This is a genomic window from Streptomyces sp. BE20, from assembly GCF_036322525.1.
Lineage (GTDB): Bacteria > Actinomycetota > Actinomycetes > Streptomycetales > Streptomycetaceae > Kitasatospora.
On sequence record NZ_JAQYWW010000562.1, the window covers coordinates 28045 to 47789 of the forward strand.

Below are 19745 nucleotides of genomic sequence, written 5' to 3' on the forward strand. Positions count from 1 at the left end.
GACCGACCGAGGAGTGCCGCCCATGGATCTTCAGCTCACCGACAAGGTGGTCGTCGTCACCGGCGCCTCCGCCGGGATCGGCGAGGCCACCGTGCGGCTGCTCGCCGCCGAGGGCGCGGTCGTGGTCGGCGTCGCCCGCTCGCCGGAGGGCGTCCCGGCACTCGGCGAGCGGGTGGAGGCCGTGGCCGCCGACGTGACCGACCCCGGCGCCGCCGACCGCGTCGTCGGGCAGGTGCTGGCCCGGCACGGGCGGCTGGACGCCTTGGTGAACAACGCCGGCGGCCTGGACGCGCGGCCCGGCTTCCTGGAGGTCACCGACGAGCAGTGGCGCGCCACCTTCGACCTCAACTTCCACTCCGCGGTCCGGATGAGCCGCGCCGCCGTACCCGCGCTGCTGCGCGGGGGCGGCTCGCTGGTGCACCTCGCCAGCGAGGCCGCCCGGCTGCCCGACAGCCCGCTGGTGGACTACGCGGCTGCCAAGACCGCCCTGCTCTCGCTCTCCAAGTCACTCGCCGTGGAGTTCGGCCCGCGCGGCGTCCGCTCCAACGTGGTCTCCCCCGGCCCGACCCGAACCCGGCTCTGGGACGCGCCCGGCGGCTTCGCCGAGCAGCTCGCCGAGGGCTTCGGGCTGCCCGTCGAGGCGGCCGTCGACCACTTCGTCCGCGAGGTCCGGCGCCTGCCGAGCGCCCGGCTGGGCACTCCCGAGGACGTCGCCCGGGTGGTCGCCTACCTGGTCTCGCCGCTCGCCCGGCAGGTCACCGGCGCCGAGTGGGCCGTCGACGGCGGCGCGCTGCGGCAGCTCTGACCGGCCGGGGGCACCTTCACGGCGCCCGCCGGCCTCCGTTCGCCGCCCACCGTCCTACGAGAGGAATGTCCGAAACCATGCGCTCGCCGAAGCGTCTCCGCACCGCCGCCCTCACCGCCGCCGGTCTGCTCGCCGCCACCGTCGCACTCGGTACCACCACTGCCACCGCCCAGGGTTCCGCGGACGCCCGCGGCTCCGGTGCCGGCGCGGCCTCCGACCGGGCCTGGCGCCTGGTGGACCGCTCGCCGGAGCTCGTCCGGCCGCGCGCCCTGACCGTCGACGGGTCGCTCGGCAAGCGCCGGGCCGCCCAGGAGATCCGGCTCGCGCAGCAGCTCTACACCTTCTGGAACACCGGGGAACAGCGCCACCTGGACGCCGCCGTCGACCGGGGATTTTGGGACAACACCCTCCCGGACGGCCGCCCGCAGGGCCCGGCGGGCCCCGCCTTCGCCTCCCGCGCCTTCCGCGCGGCGGTACCGGACCTCACCTGCGAGCTCGCCGACCTACTGATCACCGGCGACATGATCACCGCCCGCCTGGTCTTCCGCGGCCACTTCACCGGAGTCTTCGACGGCGTGGCCGGGCGCGGGCAGCGGGTCGAGTTCGACGCGATCGACATCCAGCACGTCGGGACCGACCGGATCACCGAGGACTGGCACATCGAGGACAACCGGACGCTGCTCGCCCAACTCGGCGCCGCCGCCCGCTGAGCGCCCGTACGGACGGTCCGGCGCGCATCACTCGGCGCCCGTCACTCGCGCACGGGGTCGGTACCGGGGAGGCTGCCTCGGTCCACCCCCGACCCGCCCGACCCGCCCGCCCCGCCCGCGCCCCGGTGTTCGGGCCGACGGGCGGGGGGCGGGTGCGGACCGGGCGAGGACCGGACGCGCGGGTCAGTCGTCGAGGTCCTCGTCGTCGTAGACCTCGCTGACGTCGAAGCGGCAGATCAGCAGCTGCGGATCCGCGTGCTCGAAGGGTTCCGGCAGCCACTCCCCCGGCTCCGTCGGCTCGGCCGCGGCCACCCAGAGCGTCGAGTCGGCCTCCTCCAGCCCGAACTCCTCGCTGCGGGCGGCGATCTCGTCCGGCTCGAACTCGCCGAACAGCACGCCGATCGCGGCGTTCACCCCACCACTGTCCGCGCCTCCGCCGGGGGTCAGCGAATCGTCCAGCCGCTCCGCCTGGGCGCGCAGCCGCTTCGGGTCGACGATGTGGTAGTCGCGGCGGATCAGCACGCTGATCGCCTCGGGCTGCTCGGGGCCGTGGTACCCGCCCGGGCCCTCGTCACCGGGGACCTCGAAGGGGGTGACCTCGTCGTAGACCTCGTACAGGATTTGGTCGTACGCGATCGCCGCCGTCGCCAGCTGCTCGTAGGCGGTGGACACAGCGGAGTCGTCCACTGCGGTCGGGGTCGACACCGCTTCCAGATGACGGTCGATGGCGGCCTTGACCGCCTCGGCGGCGGCGCGTACCTCGGCAATGGTGGGCTGCGCGGCATCAGACATGGTGCAGACGCTATCTCCCCTCGGTGCCGGTACGCACAGCGGTTGTCACCTACACCCGCGATTTCACCGCAACTTCCCCCGTGATGTCCGTTCCGCGTGCTTCTGTCCCCGCGGTCCGCCCGCCCCCCGGGGGCGCGGGACGGGCCTGCTGAGCCGTACGGGTGTCGCTTCACGAGCCGCGTTCGGGGTATGCCGACCACAGGCGCAACGGAACTGATGCACTGTCAGTCACAGGCCGGGGGCCGCCGGCCGACCCGGCGGGAGGACAGCGGGCATCGCGGCCGAAAATACCCGGGCCGGTTGTCGGAGGCAGGCCGTAGGCTTGCCCGCAGGTGTCCCACAGGAGGAGAATCTTGACCCCACCGCAGCCGGTCCGGCAGCCGGAGTACGAGTACCAGTCACTGCGCATGCCTCGCGGGACGTCCCGCAACGCGGCACGCCAACTACTCACCGATCACGCCGAGTACGGACACTGGGAACTGGACAGGCTTCGCCTGTTCCCGGACGGCAGCCGAACCGTGCTGCTGCGCCGGCGGATCATCCGGCAGGTCCGGAGCTGGTGACGGCTTCCACCTGTTGAGACGGCGTGTTGCCGTCTCCGACCGACCTCTTCACCGACTCCCCCGGGCTGCCCCCGGGCCGGTCTTCCGCTGTTCCGCGGCCGGCTCGCTCCGGCCGGTCCGCTCCGGCGTCGGCTCCCCGTCCGCCCTCTCGCCGGGGCCTCCTCCCGTGCCGGACCCCGGCCCCGCCCTCCCGCCGTCCTCCTGCCATGCCTCGCCGCGCGTCCGCGACCGTCCGAGGTTCGACGGTCGCGGACGCGCGGCGGCCCGGCCTGCCCGCGCGCGGCGTCTCAGCCGACGCGGGCGTCCCGCAGGTGCGCGGAGCTCGGACGGGGGCGCCGCACCGGTCGTGCGGCGGCGCGGCTACTCAGCGGGCACCGGCGCGGGCGCGACGGTAGAGGACGCCGCCGCCGATCAGCAGCGCGAGGCCTGCCGCGCCGAGCATCTCGGTGCCGCCGGCGCCGGTCGAGGCCAGCTGGCCGCCGTCGGTGGAGCCGACCGGGGCCGCGGACGGGCTGCCGGTGCGCGCGGAGGCGGGCACCGCCTGTCGGCTCGGGCTCGCGACGCCCGGGCCGGCGTTCGGGCTGCTGCTCGCGGACGGGGCGGACGGCGTCGGGCTGCCGTTCCGCGGCACGCCGGGGGTGGTCTCGCCGGCACTCGGGCTCGGGGTGGGCGGCGGGGGCGGCTGGCTGGTGACCGGCGGCGGCGGGTTGTGCGGGTTGTGGCCCTCCGGGCAGTCCTCCTCCGGGACGGCGGGCGGGGTGTGCACCGGGGCGGGCGCGTTGGCGCAGTCGTTGCCGAAGGCGGGGTTGGCGGCGCCCACCACGTCGACCGAGTTGCCGCAGGCGTTCACCGGGATGTGCACGGGGGCCTGGACGCTGTTGCCCGAGACCACACCGGGCGACCCGGCCGCGACTCCGGAGGCTCCGGACCCCGAGGCCGCGGTGCCCGAGGCCGCGGTGCCCGAACCGGCGTGCCCGCCGGCGCCCGAGCGTCCGGAGGCGTTGGCGCAGTTGTTGCCGTACGCCGGGTTCAGCACGCCGATCACGTCGACCGTGTTGCCACAGGCGTTGATCGGCACGTGGACCGGCACCTGCACCGAGTTGCCGGAGGCCACGCCCGGTGACCCCACCGCGTCCCCCTCCGCCCCGGCGCTCGCATAGGCGTAGCCGGCGGTCGAAGCCAGCACACTGCCGGTGGCCACGGCCGTGAGGAGCCCCTTCTTGGCTGCATTCCTCATATTTTCCCCTGACGTATCGAGACGACGTGATGACCTACCGAAAGTCGGAATTTCCGAATGAGCGGAGAGGTCTTCGGCTGCATGGGAGAGAACGAAGAAGTCCGCGCGGAGGTTGACCCGAACCAGCCCTATTCATCCGTTCGAGGGATGTCATGAGGGAGGTACGGGGCGGGCCCGAGCAGACAAGCGCCCCCGGCGCGGCGCAACCGCCACCGGGGGCCCGACTCAACGACTGGTATGGGCTCAGGCGTTGACGCAGTGGTTGCCGAACGCGGGGTTCAGCACGCCGATCACGCTGATGGTGTTGCCGCACAGGTTGACCGGGATGTGCACCGGGATCTGGATCTGGTTGCCCGACACGACGCCGGGGGAACCGGCGGCCACGCCCTGGGCACCGGCCCCGCCGTGCGCGGAGGCGACACCGGCGGCGGCGATCAGCAGGCCACCGGTGGCGGCGGTAACGGCGGCAATCTTCTTGACCTTCATCATTCCTCCTGTAAAAACACCCGGACATCGGTTCCGGGCCGTCACAGAAGTGAACGACGGTGCGGCCGAACGGGGTACGGAACAGGCGTCCCATTCACTCGCAGTGGTGATACGACGAACAGGTAATCGACTTACGGCGGCCGGCGCGACCCTCCGTGCGGCACGGGCCCGCCCACCCCTGCCACGACAAACGGCCCGCCCCCGGAGATCCGGGGGCGGGCCGGTCGCCCGACCGGAGCCGCCCGCCGGGGCGACTGGCGGTCCGGCGGCTCCGCGAACCGCCTCAGCAGGCGTCGATGAACCGGTCCAGCACCCGCACGCCGAACTTCAGCCCGTCCACCGGCACCCGCTCGTCCACGCCGTGGAACATGCCGGCGAAGTCCAGCTCCGGCGGCAGCTGCAGCGGGGCGAACCCGAAGCAACGGATCCCGAGGTCCTGGAACGACTTGGCGTCCGTGCCGCCGGAGAGGCAGTACGGCACGGCCCGGGCGATCGGGTCCTCGGCACGCAGCGCGGTCTGCATCGCCTCGACCAGGGCGCCGTCGAAACTGGTCTCGATCGCCTTGTCGGAGTGCAGGCTCTCGCGCTTCACACGCGGACCCAGCACGCTGTCCAGCTCGGCCAGGAACTCCTCCTCGTAGCCGGGCAGGAACCGCCCGTCCACGTGCGCGGTGGCCTGCCCGGGGATCACGTTCACCTTGTAGCCGGCGCCGAGCATGGTGGGCTGGGCGGTGTTGCGCAGCGTGGTGCCGATCATCTTGGCGATGCCGCCGAGCACCCGGAGCGTCTCGTCCATGTTCTCCGGGTCGAGCTCGACGCCGAGCGCGTCCGACAGCTCGTCCAGGAAGGCCCGGACGGTCTTGGTGATCCGCAGCGGGAACTGGTGGCGCCCCAGCCGGGCCACCGCCTCGCACAGCTCGGTGATCGCGTTGTCGTCGTTCTCCATCGACCCGTGCCCGGCCCGGCCGTCGACCGTGAGCCGCATCCAGTGCATGCCCTTCTCGGCCGTCTCCACCAGGTAGAGCCGGGCCTTGTCGTTGACCGTGAAGGAGAAGCCGCCGACCTCACCGATCGCCTCGGTCACGCCCTCGAACAGCGCCGGGTGCTTGTCGACCAGGTACCGGGCGCCGTACGTGCCGCCCGCCTCCTCGTCGGCGAGGAAGGCCAGCACCAGGTCACGCGGGGGCTTGCGGCCGGTGCGCAGCCGGTCCCGGACGACCGCCAGGGTCATCGCGTCCATGTCCTTCATGTCCACCGCGCCGCGGCCCCAGACGCAGCCGTCCGCGATCTCCCCGGCGAACGGGTCGTAGGTCCAGTCCGCGGCGTTGGCCGGCACCACGTCCGTGTGCCCGTGGATCAGCAGACCGGGCCGCGACCGGTCCTCGCCCTCGATCCGGACGACGGTGGACGCCCGGCCCTTCGCCGACTCGAAGATCTGCGGTTCGAGACCGAACTCGGCGAGCTGCTCGGCCACGTACTCGGCGGCCTTGCGCTCCCCCGGACCGGAACCGTCGCCGTAGTTGCTGGTGTCGATCCGGATCAGATCACGGCAGATGTCGGCAACCTCGGACTCGCCCGTCACCTTCGCCGCCGACCGCCCCGCCGACTCGCTCCGCTCGCTCACGGTCACTCCTCGTCTCTGGCCCGCACCGGCGCCCCAGCGCGCCATTCCCCGGGACCTGCACCCGGGCCGTACGAGCACGTCCGCCCATCCTCTCCCAGCCCCCGACCCGGATCCACCCCCACGAAACACGCCGACACGCCCCCGCAACCCCCACTCCCCCACCCGGAGCCGTTTTGGGACCGCAAGCCGATCACTGCTACAGTTACATCTGTCAGCGCGGCCGACGAACAGAAGGAAGCCGCAAAGACAACACCCCGTCCGGGTGGCGGAATGGCAGACGCGCTAGCTTGAGGTGCTAGTGCCCTTTATCGGGCGTGGGGGTTCAAGTCCCCCCTCGGACACAGTCCATCTCCCCAGGTGGAGATGATGTAGCAGTGATCAGGTGCGGATCGGGGTTCTCCTCGATCCGCCCTTTTCGTTTCCCGGGATGCCTGGAGCCCTCGGACGAGTCGGACATCCGGTGACCTCGATCGGCGAGGGGCGCGAGGTCCTGTTCGTTCATAACCCGGAGCCCGGATCGACCTCCTTGCTACGGTCACTCGCATGACGCTCCCGATTCCTTCGGCCCTCGCTGTCGACCTGCGGGTTGAGCCGGTCGACGAGGTTCTCGACCGCGTCGAGCAGGCTCTCCGGGTGCGCCTGCAACCCGACACGGTGCTGCGTAAACGCCGCTCGGTCGGGGCGCGGACGGACCGTGACACCTGGGTCCGGATCGAACGGCGCCCACTCGACCGAATCGGCGGCCAAGGCTGGAACGGCACCGAGTGCGCGGCAGCCCTGACAGCGATCGACAAGCCGACCTGGCGCGCCGGGCTGGCTTGGCGGGATGCATCACACGCGGCGATGTGGCGGGCCGACGAGACCAGTCTCCTTCCGGGCAACCCGGTCGGCACCAGCGTGCTCGCCACCGATCCGGGCCTTCCTGCTTCCTGGTGGCAAGCACTGAACTCCTCGCTGGACGCGTTGGCCGGCCAACACACGACACGGATCGCCACCCCGGACACGGTGCCCATCGGCCAAGCCGTGGTCACCAAAGCCATCCGCGCAACCTTTCCCGGCACCTTCGACACGACCGTCACCCAGTGGGCGCCCGCCCACGCGGACCTGAACTGGGCGAACGTGACCGGCCCACGTTTCTGCTTGTTCGACTGGGAGGACTGGGGTAACGCGCCGCGGGGCCTGGACTCGGCATCGTTGTGGGCGAATTCTCTTGCCGTCCCGGCGCTGGCCGACCGCGTGCGCCGGGAGCGCGGGCACGCGTTGGAGAACAGGGAGGGCAGGTTGATGATGTTGTTCGCCTGCTCGAAGATCATCGGACCGGATGCCCATCCGGAGGATCCCCGGGTGGAGCCGGCCCGGCATGCGGCAGCCCGGATCGTGGCGCGCCTTCAAGCCGGCTGACGGCGCGCCGCCCGGTCTCGCAGGAGGTCCCGGTATCGAAGGACCATCTGCTCATCCACCGGGCAGTCCAAAGCGGCAAGCAGTTCGTGGAGGTGCACGGGGTTGTCCGAACCGACGGCCACGGCGTCTACACGGGGAAGGCTGAAAGCTGACCGGAACGCCGCTTGCGGCCGGGACAGCGATCTCCCCTCCTGGTCCTGGATGAAGATACGGGGGTCGATCTTGCCCCACACGGGGTCGCCGGCGTTGCCCCCGAAAGGGCTCATGCCCCACATCGAACGAACTGGCAGACCCAACCGGGAGGCGAGGGTGTCCACAGCGTCCAGCGTGTCGATCCCGACCAGCAGGCCGGCACGAATCATGAGTACGGACGGCTTCGGCACCGTCGGGTCGACCAGTTCCGGCAGCGCGGAGGGATTCCAGGACGAGATCCCCCAAGATCCACATAACCCCTTCCCTGCGGCATCGTCCAGGGCCTCGCATGCCTGCGCCAGTGCGTCGCGCGCATCGACGGCCTTTCGTAGTGAGTGTTCCGGGTTGTGCAGGAAGACGAGGTCCGGGGGTCGCCCGAGGTCCCTATTCGTCTGCTCGACGGCGAGCCGCAGCCGGGCCGGGTCGAGAGAGTGATCTGCCCTGCCCGCGCCCGGAAAGAATCCGACCTTGGTGGACAGCGCGAAGCGTGGAAGGAGGTCGCCCCCGATCTTCGCCAGCCTGCTGTGGGCCTCGAAATTCCTGTAGTTGAAGCTCGTGTCGATCGCCGTAATACCCAGTTCCAGGGCGCTCGTCAGCAGCCGGCGTTCGTAACGAGACCGGTGTAGCCCGAGAACAACTCGGGGGTGAGGCCTGCGCACAGTTCCTCCTCCGTCAAAATCCTTGCCAAGAGCCCGACTTCGTCGCCCACACCGCGGACTGCCTCAGCCAGCCTCACGGGCCGGCCGCTCAGGAGCACGTGCAGAGCAGGCAGCGCCTCGGCGGTGAAGGTGAGCTTCTTTCCAGCCGCGAGAACAGCGACCGTGTCGCCGTTCTCCTCGATCAGCGGCGGAAAGTCGGTAATGCACACCGCGGCCTCCAGCGGCCCGAAGATCTCCAGGAACGGCACGTGCCGAGGTGTGACGGCTTCCCGCTCTCGGACCGCCAGGTAGTCGGCCGGGCTCCTTGCGGTGATGACGCGTGCGGCAGCAGCGGCCAGCTCCCGCTGTTGGGCCGCCCGCTCCCCGGGTTCGCCCCACCGGTCGAGATCACGACGGAAGAGTTCGGTCTCGCGGGACCAATCGGCCAGCCAGGAGAACCAGTTCACCCCGGTTCGCTTCGCGAAACCGAGCGTCATGTGCATGCTCCGGCCCTGACTGCGACCGACGCGGGAGGCCCGGTGCCAGTAACCGCGCGGAATGTGCATGACGTCACCGGCCTGCATCGCACCCGTCCAGACGATCTCGTCGCTGGGCGTGTCGTTACGGTCGGCATCGCGGTACAGCGGAGCTTGCCGCGATGCTCCACGCACCTCCCAGTCTTTCTCGCCGGCCAATTGGATGATCAGGACATCGTGGTCGTCCCAGTGCAGATCGAAACCGGCGGCGTCGTTGGTGGTCAGATAGACGTTGACCTGGACGTTCTCCCGGGACCACCACTGCATGGCCCGACATGCCACCTCCATCGTCGGGTCGAAGACGTTCGCCTGATCCAGGACGATCGTCGCGCCCTCGTGAAGGAGATTGCCCAGCCGGCGCATGTCCGCCATCGGGATGCTCTGTCCCCTGAGTGAGATCTGCGGGCTCAGGTAGGCTTTGGGGTGTAGCTCCTCGCCCCCGCGGAAGCAGCGGAACTGCGGGTTCGCCAGGCTGCGGCGCATCACCATGTCAAGAAGCCCTTGGGGCGTGAGCATCCGCTCTACCAGTTCGACGTCCCTGAGGCTGCCTCGCGCGAACTCCTTCCCGAGCAGCCCGGGGCCGTCCCACCCCAGAGCATCCTCGACACCACGTACCAGACGATGCTTCACGGTCCCTCTTCCTTCGAGTGCGTAGCGTGAGGGGCGGAGGATCGTGCCGAGTCGGTCGACGGGACCCTCCGCCCCAGGACGCCGGCCTGTCAGGCCGGATTGTTCAGACCATCGCCGTCGGGCCAGGGGCCATCGCCCGAACCGCCTGTGCCAGGATCGGAGCGGTCAGTGTCGTGTCGGTCGTGGACACTTGCCAGCAGTTCCACGGCCACCAGAAGGCCGTCCCCGGTAGGGGGCGGCGTGTACTCGGGCACTGTTGGGTTCCTCTCATGTCGGGTGGTCCCGCCGGGCTTCCAGCGGGTGGTCCAGGGTGAAGCGTCCGGCTACCGGCCCCCTCGCAGGGCAGCTCTGGCCGGCGCTGCGCTGCGACCTCTCACCTTCTCCGGGAACGCACCGGCCTGCGGAGCGCCCTGGAGCAGGCCGAGGCCCGGCTTTCCAACCTGTCGAGTCGGCAGGCTTCGGCAGATCTCCAGCAAAGCGCCTCCGACCTGGCCGGCACAGAGCAGAATTGATGCATCGATGTGGCGCAGATGGGGGAAACCCGCGCGCAGCCTGGCATGTTCTGCCGACAGCGAGTCTTCGCTCGCGCGTGACGGCCTACGCGTCGCAGACACGTGACTCCTCCAGCACCTGGATGGGCAGGCATGCGCGCAGGCATCCTCGGCCGGAGCCTCCGCCATCGAGCGTTCGACGGTCGGCCGGGGACGGGGCGACGCTCAGACCCTTCTCCGCAGTGGCACCGGGCGGGGGTAGCCTTCGAACCCGGGTGCATCGACGGCCGAGAGGAACGGATGAGCGGGGAGTACGGCGGGCCGCTCGCGGCGAAGTGGGTGGCGCGCAAGCAGGTGTCGCACGATGAACTGCTCGCTGCGGACGGCGCTCTGTGGTGGCTCCAGTCCGATCCCGACCTGGGCGGCATCCGCCGACTGATGAGCACACGCCCTGGCGCTCCGGCGCGGGCGCGAACGCCACCCGGGGTGTCGGTGGGCGGCCGGCTCCATGCCTACGGCGGCGGCTCCTTCGCGGTCGCCGCCGACACCCAGTGGGTGGTTGCCGAGGACAGCAAGGTCTACCGGATCAGGTCCGGCAACGAGCCGGAACCGGCCGTCGCCGTGGCCGACGGTTACCGGTACGGCGAACTGCACCACGCCGCGAACGTCCTGCTCGCCGTCCGCGGCACCGACGAGGGCGACCAGATCGTCGAGATCACCCCGGACGGCGACGTCCGGGTGCTCGTCAGCTCAACGGGATTCCTCGCGGCCCCGCAGCTGCACGATGGGGCGCTCGCGTACCTGGAGTGGGCCGCTGACCGAATGCCGTGGGACTCCACCCGACTCATGCTGACCGCGTGGCCCGACCGGACGAGCCCGGGCCGATTGCTGGCGGGCAGTGACCGGGAGGCCGTGGTCCAGCCACTCTGGGGCCCCGACGGACAGCTGTATTTCATGTCCGACCGCACCGGATGGTGGAACCTCTACCGCTGGACAGGCGGGACCATCGAGCCGGTTGCGCCGATGGACGCCGACTGTGCGCCCGCACCGTGGGAGGGCGGGTACCGGTCGTACGCCTTCACCGACTCCGGGCCGATCGTCCTGACCGTTCACGACGGCATCGGCACCGAGCTGGTGAGCGTTGATCGCGGCGGGCTGCTGATCCGCCATGCCACCGATCTGACCTCGATCAAGCCTTACGTCGCTGCTCTCGGCGACGACGTGTTCCTCATCGGATCAACCCCCGCCAGCCGACCGTCCGTGCGCATGATCGACCTCGGCCTGCCGGGCGAGCGTCCGGCGCTGCCTATCGGGCCCGGCATCAGCGGCATCCCTGGACCGCAAGTCCTGCCACCGACCATCCGCACCGTCCGCTCGGGTGAGCTCTCCATTCGCTTCCTGCTGCACCAGCCCGACGGGGGGCTCCCCGCTCCCCTGATCGTCCGGGTACACCCAGGGCCCACCGACGACGTCCCCCTACGCCTTGACTGGGCCGTACAGTTCTTCGTCAGCTGCGGCTTCGCCGTCGCGGAGGTGGCCTACCGTGGCAGCACCGGCCAGGGCCGGGTCTTCCGACAATCCCTTCACGGCCACTGGGGCGAGTACGACGTCGAGGACTGCGCGACCGTCGCCCGCCACCTCCTGGAGACCGGTCAGGCGCAGCGAGACGCCGTCTTCATCGCCGGAGCCAGCGCGGGCGGATACACCGCCCTGCAGGCCGCCTGTCGCCAGGGCCCGTTCACCGCGGCGACCGCCACCTCCGCGATCATCGACCCAGCACGTTGGGAGAAGGTCGTCCCGCGCTTCCAACGGCCCCACGCAGCGATTCTGAGCGGCCCGGCAGGAGCGGTCCGCGCGGAGGCTGTCCGCATACCGGTCCTGCTGATCCACGGAACGGCTGACGAGATCGCCGCGGTCGACGACACACGCCGACTCGTCAAGGACCTCGCGACACTCGGACGCCCCCACCGGGCCTTGCTCCTGGAGGGCGTCGGCCACTACCTGTCCGCGCCGACAGCCCTGGAGCACGCGTTGCTGGCCGAGCTCGACTTCTACGACAGTCTCATGCGCCGCGAGCCGTAGCAGTCGCCGTCGCTACTCGGTCCGCCGCCGGTAGGACGAGGCGCGCGTACTCACGCAGTTCAGCCACCGGCGCGTAGTCGGCGTGGGAATCGAGCCCCGCCAGAACGCCGGCGACGCGCTGGGCGCAGCGCCCTGACGACGTCCTGGCCGCGTAGTTCACGGCATCGCGGCCCGCGGCACATGCCCGGTCGACGTCCCCCGTGCGCAGCCACGTCGAGGCGAGCAGGGCAGCGTCGATCGCCAGACGCCGCACCTTGTCCCGCCCCACGCCCTCGATGGCGTCCATCAGGTGGCCTCTGGCGGCTTGGGAACGGTCGAGGTCGTACAGGCAGTGCGCGACCTCGTCCGCCAGATAGGCCGGAGTGAAGTACCTGATCCACGAGGGTTCGTCCGCAGGGACGGACGAACCGAGCAACCGCTCCGCCTGCAGGATCAGCGCGGTGGCCTCCCGCTCCTGTCCCATCCGGGCGTGGGCCCGGGCTTGGACTGCGGAGATGGCTGCCCGCGTCGCGGGACTCGCCGCCGTGCCCGCCGCTGCCGCAGACTCGGCCCAGCGCAAGGCGTGGCGCGGCCGACGGCTGTGCAGGGCCAGGTGGCCGAGGCTCACCGCGACGAGGTAGGCCCCGTAGGAGTGGTTGTGGGTCGCTCTGGTCAGGGCCAGCGCCCGCAAGTAGTAGACCTGAGCCCGGCTCGGATCTCCGGCATCGACGGCCTGGTAACCGGCCAGCTCGAAGAGGCCGGTGGCCACGCGGGCTCTGGCGTGCACCACGTCCTCGCCGGTAGCGGGGCGGGCGAGCAGCGTCGCCAGTTCGGTGTCGATGTAGATGGTCACCTGAGCGGCGAACGGACCGGCGCCGTACGTGTGGTCGAGTTGGCGAAACATGGCGAGCATGCCGTCAGCCGCTGTGACATCGTCTCCGGTCAACCACAGGCGACCGTTCGCCCGACGCAGCGTTTCGGGACTGAAACCGGATGCCCAGTCCCTTACTCGGGCGTCGCCATCGGCCAGGCAGAGCTCACCCGCGCCGCGGTGTGCCTGTCCGTCGAGCGGCTCGGGCGCAAGCGGTTCAGCAGAGCCAACGATGCCCGTAACCGGAGCCGCCTCGCACTTGTCCGCCTCGAAGCTTCTTCCTTGATCGAACGCCAGCAGTTCGTGCAACCGGTGTACGGATACGCCCAGCTCGGCCGCGAGTCGTGGCCGAAGCCACGGTCGCGGGTCGCCCTTTCCGCTCTCCCAGCGGTGAACCGTCGAACGATCGACATGGAGGGCGGCTGCGATGGACTCCTGTGTGTGACCGACCAACTGCCTCTGGGCAGCCAGGGACGGCCTCCTCCGGACGACCATCGGCCACCTCCCGATCCTCTCCGTTCCGTCAGCACCGCAGCCAAGGAGCAGCCTCGTCGCACGGACAGCGCACGACTGCAGCAAGTTTGCTCTGATTTCCTCGACTTGGCAGGGGTTCGCCGGGAACCACCGCAACTACCTGTGACGAGAGTTCTGCCAGCGCGGCCATCGAGTTCGGCGGCGGCGGTCAGGTGGTGCTCGTGGGGGGGCCGGGAGGGCGGCGCCCCGGCCTCGGGTCAGTGAGCGGACCAGGTGCTCGGCAGGGTCCGGGTCGTGTTCACGAGGGCGTCGCACACGTTCGGCAGGAAGGCCTGACCTCGGCAGGGCCGGTCGTGGGGCGTCGTGCGCGGGCGGTGCCCGGGGTCAGCGGGCGGTCCAGACCGGGCAGGCGGCCTGGTGGCGGTGGGTGCGGATGACGGTGCCGCCGAGGGACCGGTGCTCGGTGGTCGCGATGGCGCAGCACGGCCGTGCGGACGCTGCCGGTACTGCCGGTGCGTGAGCGGAGGTGTGACTGCGGGTGGGCGAGGACGCGGCGGCGTGCACGGAAGCGCGCGGGGCCGGGGCGCCGGGCTTGGGACCCGTGGAGGTGCACGCGGAGGCGGGCGGCTGCTCCCGGCAGGCCATCGGTGCGGCGGCGGCCGCGGTGGTCGTACCGATGGTGCCGGAGCGGCGGGCACCCTTCCGCGGGGTGGTGGCGCGGTGGACGGTGGGCCGACGGCCGCGTCGGCGGCGGGGGGAGGACGTGGTCATGGTGGCGAGGTTGCCCCGACCGGAGCCGCCCAATCCGGCACCCACTCGAACGAGTGCGGGGCGGAGTTTCATTGACGCCGACTCGGACCGGGCGGAGAAGTGCCTCCTCGTGAGGGACGTGTACTTCTCCGGGCCTGCCGCCGCCGGGCGGCCGGGCGGCAGGCTCAGGCCGCCGGCGCGGGGGTGCGGGCCGGGGTGCGGCGGTCGGTCAGGTTGCGGACCAGTTCGCCGGTGATGAAGGCCGTCACCGAGGCGACGATCAGCAGCGGCATCTCGTCCGTCGCGTCCGATCCCAGCAGCGCCGCCGCCAGCACGGTGCTGGTGAGGGGCAAGCGGGTCACCGCCGCGCCGGCGGCGGCCAGCCCGGCCGCCATGCCCGGAGCAACGCCGAAACCGGGCAGCGGACCGCACGCCACCCCGATGGTGGCGCCGATCAGGATCGCCGGGAAGATCGGGCCGCCGCGCAGGCTGCCCAGCGCGATGCCCCAACCGACCGTCTTGCAGAGCGCGAGCGCCAGCAGCGCGCCCTCCGACCAGGCCCCCGGGTTCGCGGCGAGGGCGCCGAGGGTCGCCTGTCCGGAGAGCGCGTCCTCCTCCGGTGAACGGCCGGTCATCAGCGCGTACGCGGCGATGACGACGCCGACCGCGACCGCGCAGAGCACCGTCCGGATCGCCGTCTGCCGGACCGTCGGCACGGAAGCGGGGCCGCCGGGGCCGTTCGGGTCACCGACGGTGAAGACCTTGACCCGGCGGCCGAGCAACTGGCCGGCCACGCAGACCACGGCGACGAGGACCGCGACCGGCACGCCCCAGAGGAAGTCGCCCGGGTCGGGCGTGCCGCTGGACGGCACCGAGGGCAGCGAGAGCGCGCCGATCGACAGCCCGGTCCAGTGGCCGAAGCCGGTGAACACCAGCGCACCGATCCCACTGGCCAGCAGGCAGGGCAGGATCAGCGCCACCAGCTGCGGACCCCCCAGCCCGGCCGCCTCGATCATCATCACGGCGGCGACCAGCGGACTGCCGAAGATGGTGGAGATCGCCGCCGTCGAACCGGCCGCGCCGAGCACGGGCGCCAGTCGGGGCTGGGCCGCGCGGCGCGCGGAGCTCACGGCGAGCAGGGCCAGTCCGCTGCCCATCGCCATCAGCGGCGCCTCCGGGCCGAGCAGCGCGCCGAGCGGCAGGCAGACGAGCGCCGCCAGGATGACGCCGGGCACGGCCTTCGGCAGGGTCGGGGCCCCTCCGAGCCCGTCCACCGGGACGTGCCCGCCGCGGCCGGGCATCCGGGTCACGATCGGGGCCACCAGCAGCCCGGCGATCAGCAGCAGGGGCAGCGGCCACCACCAGGGCGCGCGGTCGTGGCCGAGCGCCTCGGGCAGGCTCTCCCAGATCCAGTGCTGGAGTTCGTGCTCCAGGCTGACGAACCCGAAGGCCGCCAGCGACACCGGGACGCCGACCAGCGCCGCGATCAGAAGGAGGCCCAGGTATCCCCTGGTCAGCAGCAGACCGCGCAGGGTGGGGTCACCGCTCTGCTGGGGCATACCGGCTCCTTCGCGCTCCCCGGCCGGTCCACCCCCGGCCGCGTCCTGCGACCGAGTCTCGCCCGCGACCCGGCGCCCCGCACGGCAGGCGGCGTCCGGGACACGGCGCGTCCCGCCGGGTTGCGCCGGGCGGGTGAGCGGGGAACGGGGCCGGGCGGGCAGGCGGCCGGGCGGGCGCGAAGGGCACGGGCGAGCGGGTGGGTGCCGGGGTGGACGGGGTCGGTCCTGCCGGACCGTCAGTCCTGCCGGACCCGGTGGGACTCCCCCAGCGCGCTCTCGATCCCCTGGACCATCCGCCAGAGCGGCATGCGGCGGCTGGCGACCAGCACCACGACGTCGTCGTCAGGCCCGGCCTCGTCCCGGCCGTCCGGACCGCGGCCCGGGCCGGCCTCCAGGTCCACCCTCGACCCCGTGCCCGCGCCGTCGGCCGGGGCCGGGGCCGGGGCCGCGCCACCGGGCCGGTCGCTCCAGGTCTCGGTGACGAAGGCCATCGCCCGGTCCACCTCGGCCACCCAGTCGCTCTCGCCGCCCGAACGCAGCCAGGTGCGCAGCGCGTGGTTGTGCGCGGCGACCACGGCGGCGGCGATCACGTCGGCCCGCAGGGCCCCGTCCGGCCGGTCGGCGAAGCGGCCGCGCAGGTAGTGGGCGAGCGTGTGCTCGTAGCGCCAGACCACGGAGAGCTCGTAGGCCCGCAGGCCGGGCACCTTGCGGGTGAGCCGGTAGCGCTGGACGGAGAAGGACGGCTGCTCGGCGTACATCCGCAGGACCAGCCGGGCGGCGTCGCTGGCGCGCCGGACGGGGTCCTCCTCACCGGTGCCGAACTCCAGGAACTCCGTCATCTCGGCGAGGCTGCGCTCGTGGTCGGGGAAGACCACGTCCTCCTTGGCCGGGAAGTAGCGGAAGAACGAGCGCCGGCCGACCCCGGCGAGCGAGACGATGTCGTCGATCGTGGTCTGTTCGAATCCGCGCTCCAGGAAGAGCTCGAAGGCGGCGGCGACCAGCGCCTCGCGCATCGCGGGCTTGGGGGGCCCGTCGTTCATGGGCTGGTCCTGCGCTTCCTTCTCGCTCATTCCCGGAACATAGCATCGGCTTCGAACACCAGGACCAGCGCGCGCACGCCGCGTACAGCTCGTGCGACGTACGGCGCGCCGGTCCGGACGCCCGAAGGGTGACGGTGGGTTACGGCAGGTTCCGGGCCATGACGATGCGCTGGATCTGGTTGGTGCCCTCGTAGATCTGGGTGATCTTCGCGTCCCGCATCATCCGCTCCAACGGGTAGTCACGCGTGTACCCGTACCCGCCGAGCAGCTGCACCGCGTCCGTCGTGATCTCCATCGCGGCGTCCGACGCGAAGCACTTCGCCGCCGCCCCGAAGAACGTCAGGTCGCCGTCCCCGCGCTGCGACTTCGCCGCCGCCGCGTACGTCAGCTGCCGCGCCGCCTCCAGCTTCATCGCCATGTCCGCCAGCATGAACTGCACGCCCTGGAAGTCACCGATCGGCTTCCCGAACTGCTTGCGCTCGCGCACGTACCCCTTCGCGTAGTCCAGCGCCCCCTGCGCGATCCCGAGCGCCTGCGCCGCGATCGTCACCCGGGTGTGGTCCAGCGTCCGCATCGCCGTCGCGAAGCCCGTGCCCTCCGCACCGATCATCCGGTCGGCCGGGATCCGCACGTTGTCGAAGTACACCTCGCGCGTGGGCGACCCCTTGATGCCCAGCTTCCGCTCCGGCGCACCGAACGACACGCCCGCGTCGCCCTTCTCCACCACGAACGCCGAGATGCCCTTCGACCGCGCCTCGGGGTCGGTCACGGCCATCACCGTGTAGAACTCGGACACCCCCGCGTTGGTGATCCAGCGCTTCACGCCGTTCAGCACCCAGAAGTCCCCGTCCCGCACCGCCCGGGTCTTCATCCCCGCCGCGTCCGAACCCGCCTCCGGCTCCGACAGGCAGTACGAGAACATCCCCTCGCCGCGGGCCAGCGCCCCCAGGTACTTCGCCTTCAGCTCCGGCGACCCCGACAGCTGCACCGGCAGCGACCCCAGCTTGTTCACCGCCGGGATCAGCGACGACGAGGCGCACACCCGTGCCACCTCCTCGATCACGATCACCGTCGCCAGCGCGTCCGCCCCGGCACCGCCGAACTCCTCCGGCACGTGCACCGCGTGCAGGTCGTTGCTCTGCAGCGCGTCCAGCGCCTCCTGCGGGAACCGCCCCTGCTCGTCCACCTCCGCCGCGAACGGAGCGATCTTCGCCTCGGCCAGCGATCGCACCGCCTCACGAAGCATTCCGTGCTCCTCGGAGATCCGGAAGAGATCGAAGTCCTGGCTCATGAGCGGCCACTCCTGTTTCACGACGTTCACGACGGTACTCAGTACCCTTCATTATGCACGTGCGGAGCAGAAAGGGAACTCAGTGCCTTCACAGAGCGGCACTGAGTTCCCTATCCTTTTCGGGGCGAAAGCCACCGAACCGTAAGCCGTCCGAGCGCAGGGAGATGACAACGTGGTCCACTCAGCCATCGACGCCGACATCGACATCGACATCGCCAACGCCCCGCTGTTGTTCCAGCGCTGCGCCTGGTGCAGCAACCCGACCTTCCAACGGCTGCTCTGCCCCACCTGCGGCTCCACCGACCTGCGCCTGGAGCGCAGCGAGGGCACCGGGGTCGTGCGGCGCTGCGCCGTCGAACAGGCCCGCACCCCGCTGGCCCGGCAGAAGTCGCTGATCCGGATGGCCGAGGGGTTCGACGTCTGGTGCATCGTCAACGGTCTGCGCTCCACCGTGCCGGTGGGCACGAGGGTCCGGCTGAGTGCGGCGGAGGGCTCGGAGCACCCGGCCCTGACGGTGTTGTCGCACGAGGAGCCCGAACGGCTCCCGTCGCCGGACCCGCGCCCGCTGCCACCGGTCCAGGGCGGGTTCACCCAGCACCTGGCGATGTTCGCGGAGTAGCGCAGGGGCCCTCGTCCGGTGCGAAGAAGCCCGGGCGCGGGCCCGGCCGCGGGCGGCCTCGCAAGCCCCGGCCGCACCGAGTGCCGGAGGGCGTGGCACCGAGTACCCCGGGGTACTCGGTGCCACGCCCTCCGGCGTACCACTGGGCAGGCTCAGCCCTTGCGGGACTGCACCTCGGCGGTGAGCTGCGGCAGCACCTCGAAGAGGTCGCCGACCACGCCGTAGTCCGCCAGCTCGAAGATCGGGGCCTCGGGGTCCTTGTTGACGGCCACGATGGTCTTCGAGGTCTGCATGCCGGCCCGGTGCTGGATGGCGCCGGAGATGCCGTTGGCCACGTACAGCTGGGGCGAAACCTGCTTGCCGGTCTGGCCGACCTGGTTGCTGTGCGGGTACCAGCCGGCGTCGACGGCGGCGCGCGAGGCACCGACGGCCGCGCCCAGCGCGTCCGCCAGCTCCTCGATCACGCCGAAGCCGGACGCCTCACCGACGCCGCGGCCGCCGGAGACGACGATGGCGGCCTCGGTCAGCTCGGGGCGGCCGGTGGAGACGCGCGGGGTGCGCGAGACGACCTTGGCGGCGTTGCCGGTGAACGCGACGCTGACGTCCTCGACGGTGCCCGCGGCCGCGGCGGCCTCCGGCGCGACGGCGTTCGGCTTGACCGCGATCACCGGCACCCCGGTCGAGACGCGCGAGTCGACGGTGAACGAGGCGGCGAACACCGACTGGGTCACGATCGGGCCGTCCTCGCCCGCGCGGAGGTCCACCGCGTCGGTGATGATGCCGGAGCCGAGGCGCAGGGCAACGCGGGCGGCGACCTCCTTGCCCTCGCCGGAAGAGGTGACCAGCACCGCGGCGGCCTCGCTCGCCTTCGCGATCTGGGTCAGCGCGTCCACCTTCGGGACGACCAGCTGGTCGGTGAACTCGGCGCCGTCGGCCACGTAGACCTTCGCCGCGCCGTACTCGGCCGCCTTCGCA

Annotated in this window: 18 protein-coding genes, 1 tRNA gene and 1 pseudogene; 7 read left to right on the top strand and 13 right to left on the bottom strand. The window is 71.6% G+C overall.

Annotation, left to right across the window (positions count from 1 at the left end; translation table 11 throughout):
- Window positions 1–22 precede the first annotated feature (22 nt).
- Both PUR61_RS09600 and PUR61_RS09605 read left to right on the top strand, forming a co-directional pair.
- Window positions 23–805, top strand: a complete 783-nt coding sequence (locus PUR61_RS09600) for an SDR family NAD(P)-dependent oxidoreductase (protein WP_329877757.1) — start codon at window positions 23–25, stop codon at window positions 803–805.
- Window positions 806–882: 77 nt separating this feature from the next.
- On the top strand, window positions 883–1515 hold the full coding sequence (locus PUR61_RS09605; RefSeq protein WP_329877759.1) for an ester cyclase: 633 nt from the start codon (window positions 883–885) through the stop codon (window positions 1513–1515).
- A 183-nt stretch (window positions 1516–1698) separates the two neighbouring features.
- Here PUR61_RS09605 and PUR61_RS09610 read toward each other — a convergent pair whose 3' ends face one another.
- A complete protein-coding gene (locus tag PUR61_RS09610; RefSeq protein WP_329877761.1) occupies window positions 1699–2307 on the bottom strand; it encodes a hypothetical protein in 609 nt (202 codons plus the stop codon).
- 353 nt (window positions 2308–2660) lie between these two features.
- On the opposite strand from PUR61_RS09610, the gene PUR61_RS09615 reads away from it, so the two are divergent.
- Window positions 2661–2870, top strand: coding sequence for a DUF5703 family protein (locus PUR61_RS09615; RefSeq protein WP_329877763.1), 210 nt, complete (start codon window positions 2661–2663; stop codon window positions 2868–2870).
- Between the two features lie 364 nt (window positions 2871–3234).
- On the opposite strand, the gene PUR61_RS09620 is transcribed toward PUR61_RS09615, so the two are convergent.
- From PUR61_RS09620 to PUR61_RS09630, 3 genes are all read right to left on the bottom strand, one after another.
- Entirely contained in the window at window positions 3235–4107 is an 873-nt protein-coding gene (locus tag PUR61_RS09620) for a chaplin (protein ID WP_329877765.1), read from the bottom strand.
- 243 nt (window positions 4108–4350) lie between these two features.
- Window positions 4351–4593, bottom strand: a complete 243-nt coding sequence (locus tag PUR61_RS09625) for a chaplin (RefSeq protein ID WP_380362713.1) — start codon at window positions 4591–4593, stop codon at window positions 4351–4353.
- A 283-nt stretch (window positions 4594–4876) separates the two neighbouring features.
- The gene (locus PUR61_RS09630; protein WP_380362698.1) at window positions 4877–6262 is read right to left on the bottom strand and encodes a M20/M25/M40 family metallo-hydrolase; all 1386 of its coding nucleotides are present in this window, start codon (window positions 6260–6262) and stop codon (window positions 4877–4879) included.
- Window positions 6263–6473: 211 nt separating this feature from the next.
- On the opposite strand from PUR61_RS09630, the gene PUR61_RS09635 reads away from it, so the two are divergent.
- Both PUR61_RS09635 and PUR61_RS09640 read left to right on the top strand, forming a co-directional pair.
- Window positions 6474–6558 (top strand) — tRNA-Leu (locus PUR61_RS09635).
- A 202-nt stretch (window positions 6559–6760) separates the two neighbouring features.
- On the top strand, window positions 6761–7618 hold the full coding sequence (locus PUR61_RS09640; RefSeq protein ID WP_329877771.1) for a hypothetical protein: 858 nt from the start codon (window positions 6761–6763) through the stop codon (window positions 7616–7618).
- On the opposite strand, the gene PUR61_RS09645 is transcribed toward PUR61_RS09640, so the two are convergent.
- Together PUR61_RS09645 and PUR61_RS09650 are read right to left on the bottom strand one after the other, a co-directional pair.
- The gene (locus PUR61_RS09645) at window positions 7606–8469 is read right to left on the bottom strand and encodes an aldo/keto reductase (protein WP_329877773.1); all 864 of its coding nucleotides are present in this window, start codon (window positions 8467–8469) and stop codon (window positions 7606–7608) included. The two genes, PUR61_RS09640 and PUR61_RS09645, sit on opposite strands and share 13 nt — an antisense overlap.
- Window positions 8403–9614, bottom strand: coding sequence for a JmjC domain-containing protein (locus tag PUR61_RS09650; protein ID WP_329877775.1), 1212 nt, complete (start codon window positions 9612–9614; stop codon window positions 8403–8405). Before PUR61_RS09650 ends, PUR61_RS09645 begins: the two co-directional genes overlap by 67 nt.
- Before the next feature lie 791 nt (window positions 9615–10405).
- Between PUR61_RS09650 and PUR61_RS09655 the strand changes: the two genes are divergently transcribed.
- The gene (locus PUR61_RS09655; RefSeq protein ID WP_329877778.1) at window positions 10406–12187 is read left to right on the top strand and encodes a S9 family peptidase; all 1782 of its coding nucleotides are present in this window, start codon (window positions 10406–10408) and stop codon (window positions 12185–12187) included.
- On the opposite strand, the gene PUR61_RS09660 is transcribed toward PUR61_RS09655, so the two are convergent.
- The 6 genes and pseudogenes from PUR61_RS09660 to PUR61_RS09680 all read right to left on the bottom strand — a co-directional run bounded on the left by PUR61_RS09660 (window position 12168) and on the right by PUR61_RS09680 (window position 18151).
- Complete coding sequence (locus PUR61_RS09660) at window positions 12168–13346, bottom strand: hypothetical protein (RefSeq protein WP_329877780.1); 1179 nt, start codon at window positions 13344–13346, stop codon at window positions 12168–12170. The two genes, PUR61_RS09655 and PUR61_RS09660, sit on opposite strands and share 20 nt — an antisense overlap.
- Window positions 13347–13532: pseudogene (locus PUR61_RS45270) on the bottom strand (helix-turn-helix transcriptional regulator); the annotation flags it as partial.
- A gap of 363 nt (window positions 13533–13895) precedes the next feature.
- Window positions 13896–14282: a hypothetical protein gene (locus PUR61_RS09665; protein ID WP_329877782.1), complete on the bottom strand. Its 387-nt coding sequence runs from the start codon at window positions 14280–14282 to the stop codon at window positions 13896–13898.
- 164 nt (window positions 14283–14446) lie between these two features.
- Window positions 14447–15820 carry a chloride channel protein gene (locus tag PUR61_RS09670; RefSeq protein ID WP_329877784.1) on the bottom strand — a complete coding sequence of 458 codons (1374 nt, stop codon included), beginning with the start codon at window positions 15818–15820 and terminating at the stop codon, window positions 14447–14449.
- A 236-nt stretch (window positions 15821–16056) separates the two neighbouring features.
- Window positions 16057–16833 (bottom strand): TetR family transcriptional regulator, encoded by a 777-nt coding sequence (locus PUR61_RS09675; RefSeq protein ID WP_329877794.1) that lies wholly within the window; start codon window positions 16831–16833, stop codon window positions 16057–16059.
- A 166-nt stretch (window positions 16834–16999) separates the two neighbouring features.
- Entirely contained in the window at window positions 17000–18151 is a 1152-nt protein-coding gene (locus PUR61_RS09680) for an acyl-CoA dehydrogenase family protein (protein WP_329877786.1), read from the bottom strand.
- Between the two features lie 172 nt (window positions 18152–18323).
- On the opposite strand from PUR61_RS09680, the gene PUR61_RS09685 reads away from it, so the two are divergent.
- Window positions 18324–18770: a hypothetical protein gene (locus PUR61_RS09685; RefSeq protein ID WP_329877788.1), complete on the top strand. Its 447-nt coding sequence runs from the start codon at window positions 18324–18326 to the stop codon at window positions 18768–18770.
- A gap of 152 nt (window positions 18771–18922) precedes the next feature.
- Here the strand turns inward: PUR61_RS09685 and PUR61_RS09690 are convergent.
- On the bottom strand, window positions 18923–19745 hold an 823-nt coding region (locus tag PUR61_RS09690; RefSeq protein WP_329877790.1), incomplete at its 5' end, for an electron transfer flavoprotein subunit alpha/FixB family protein.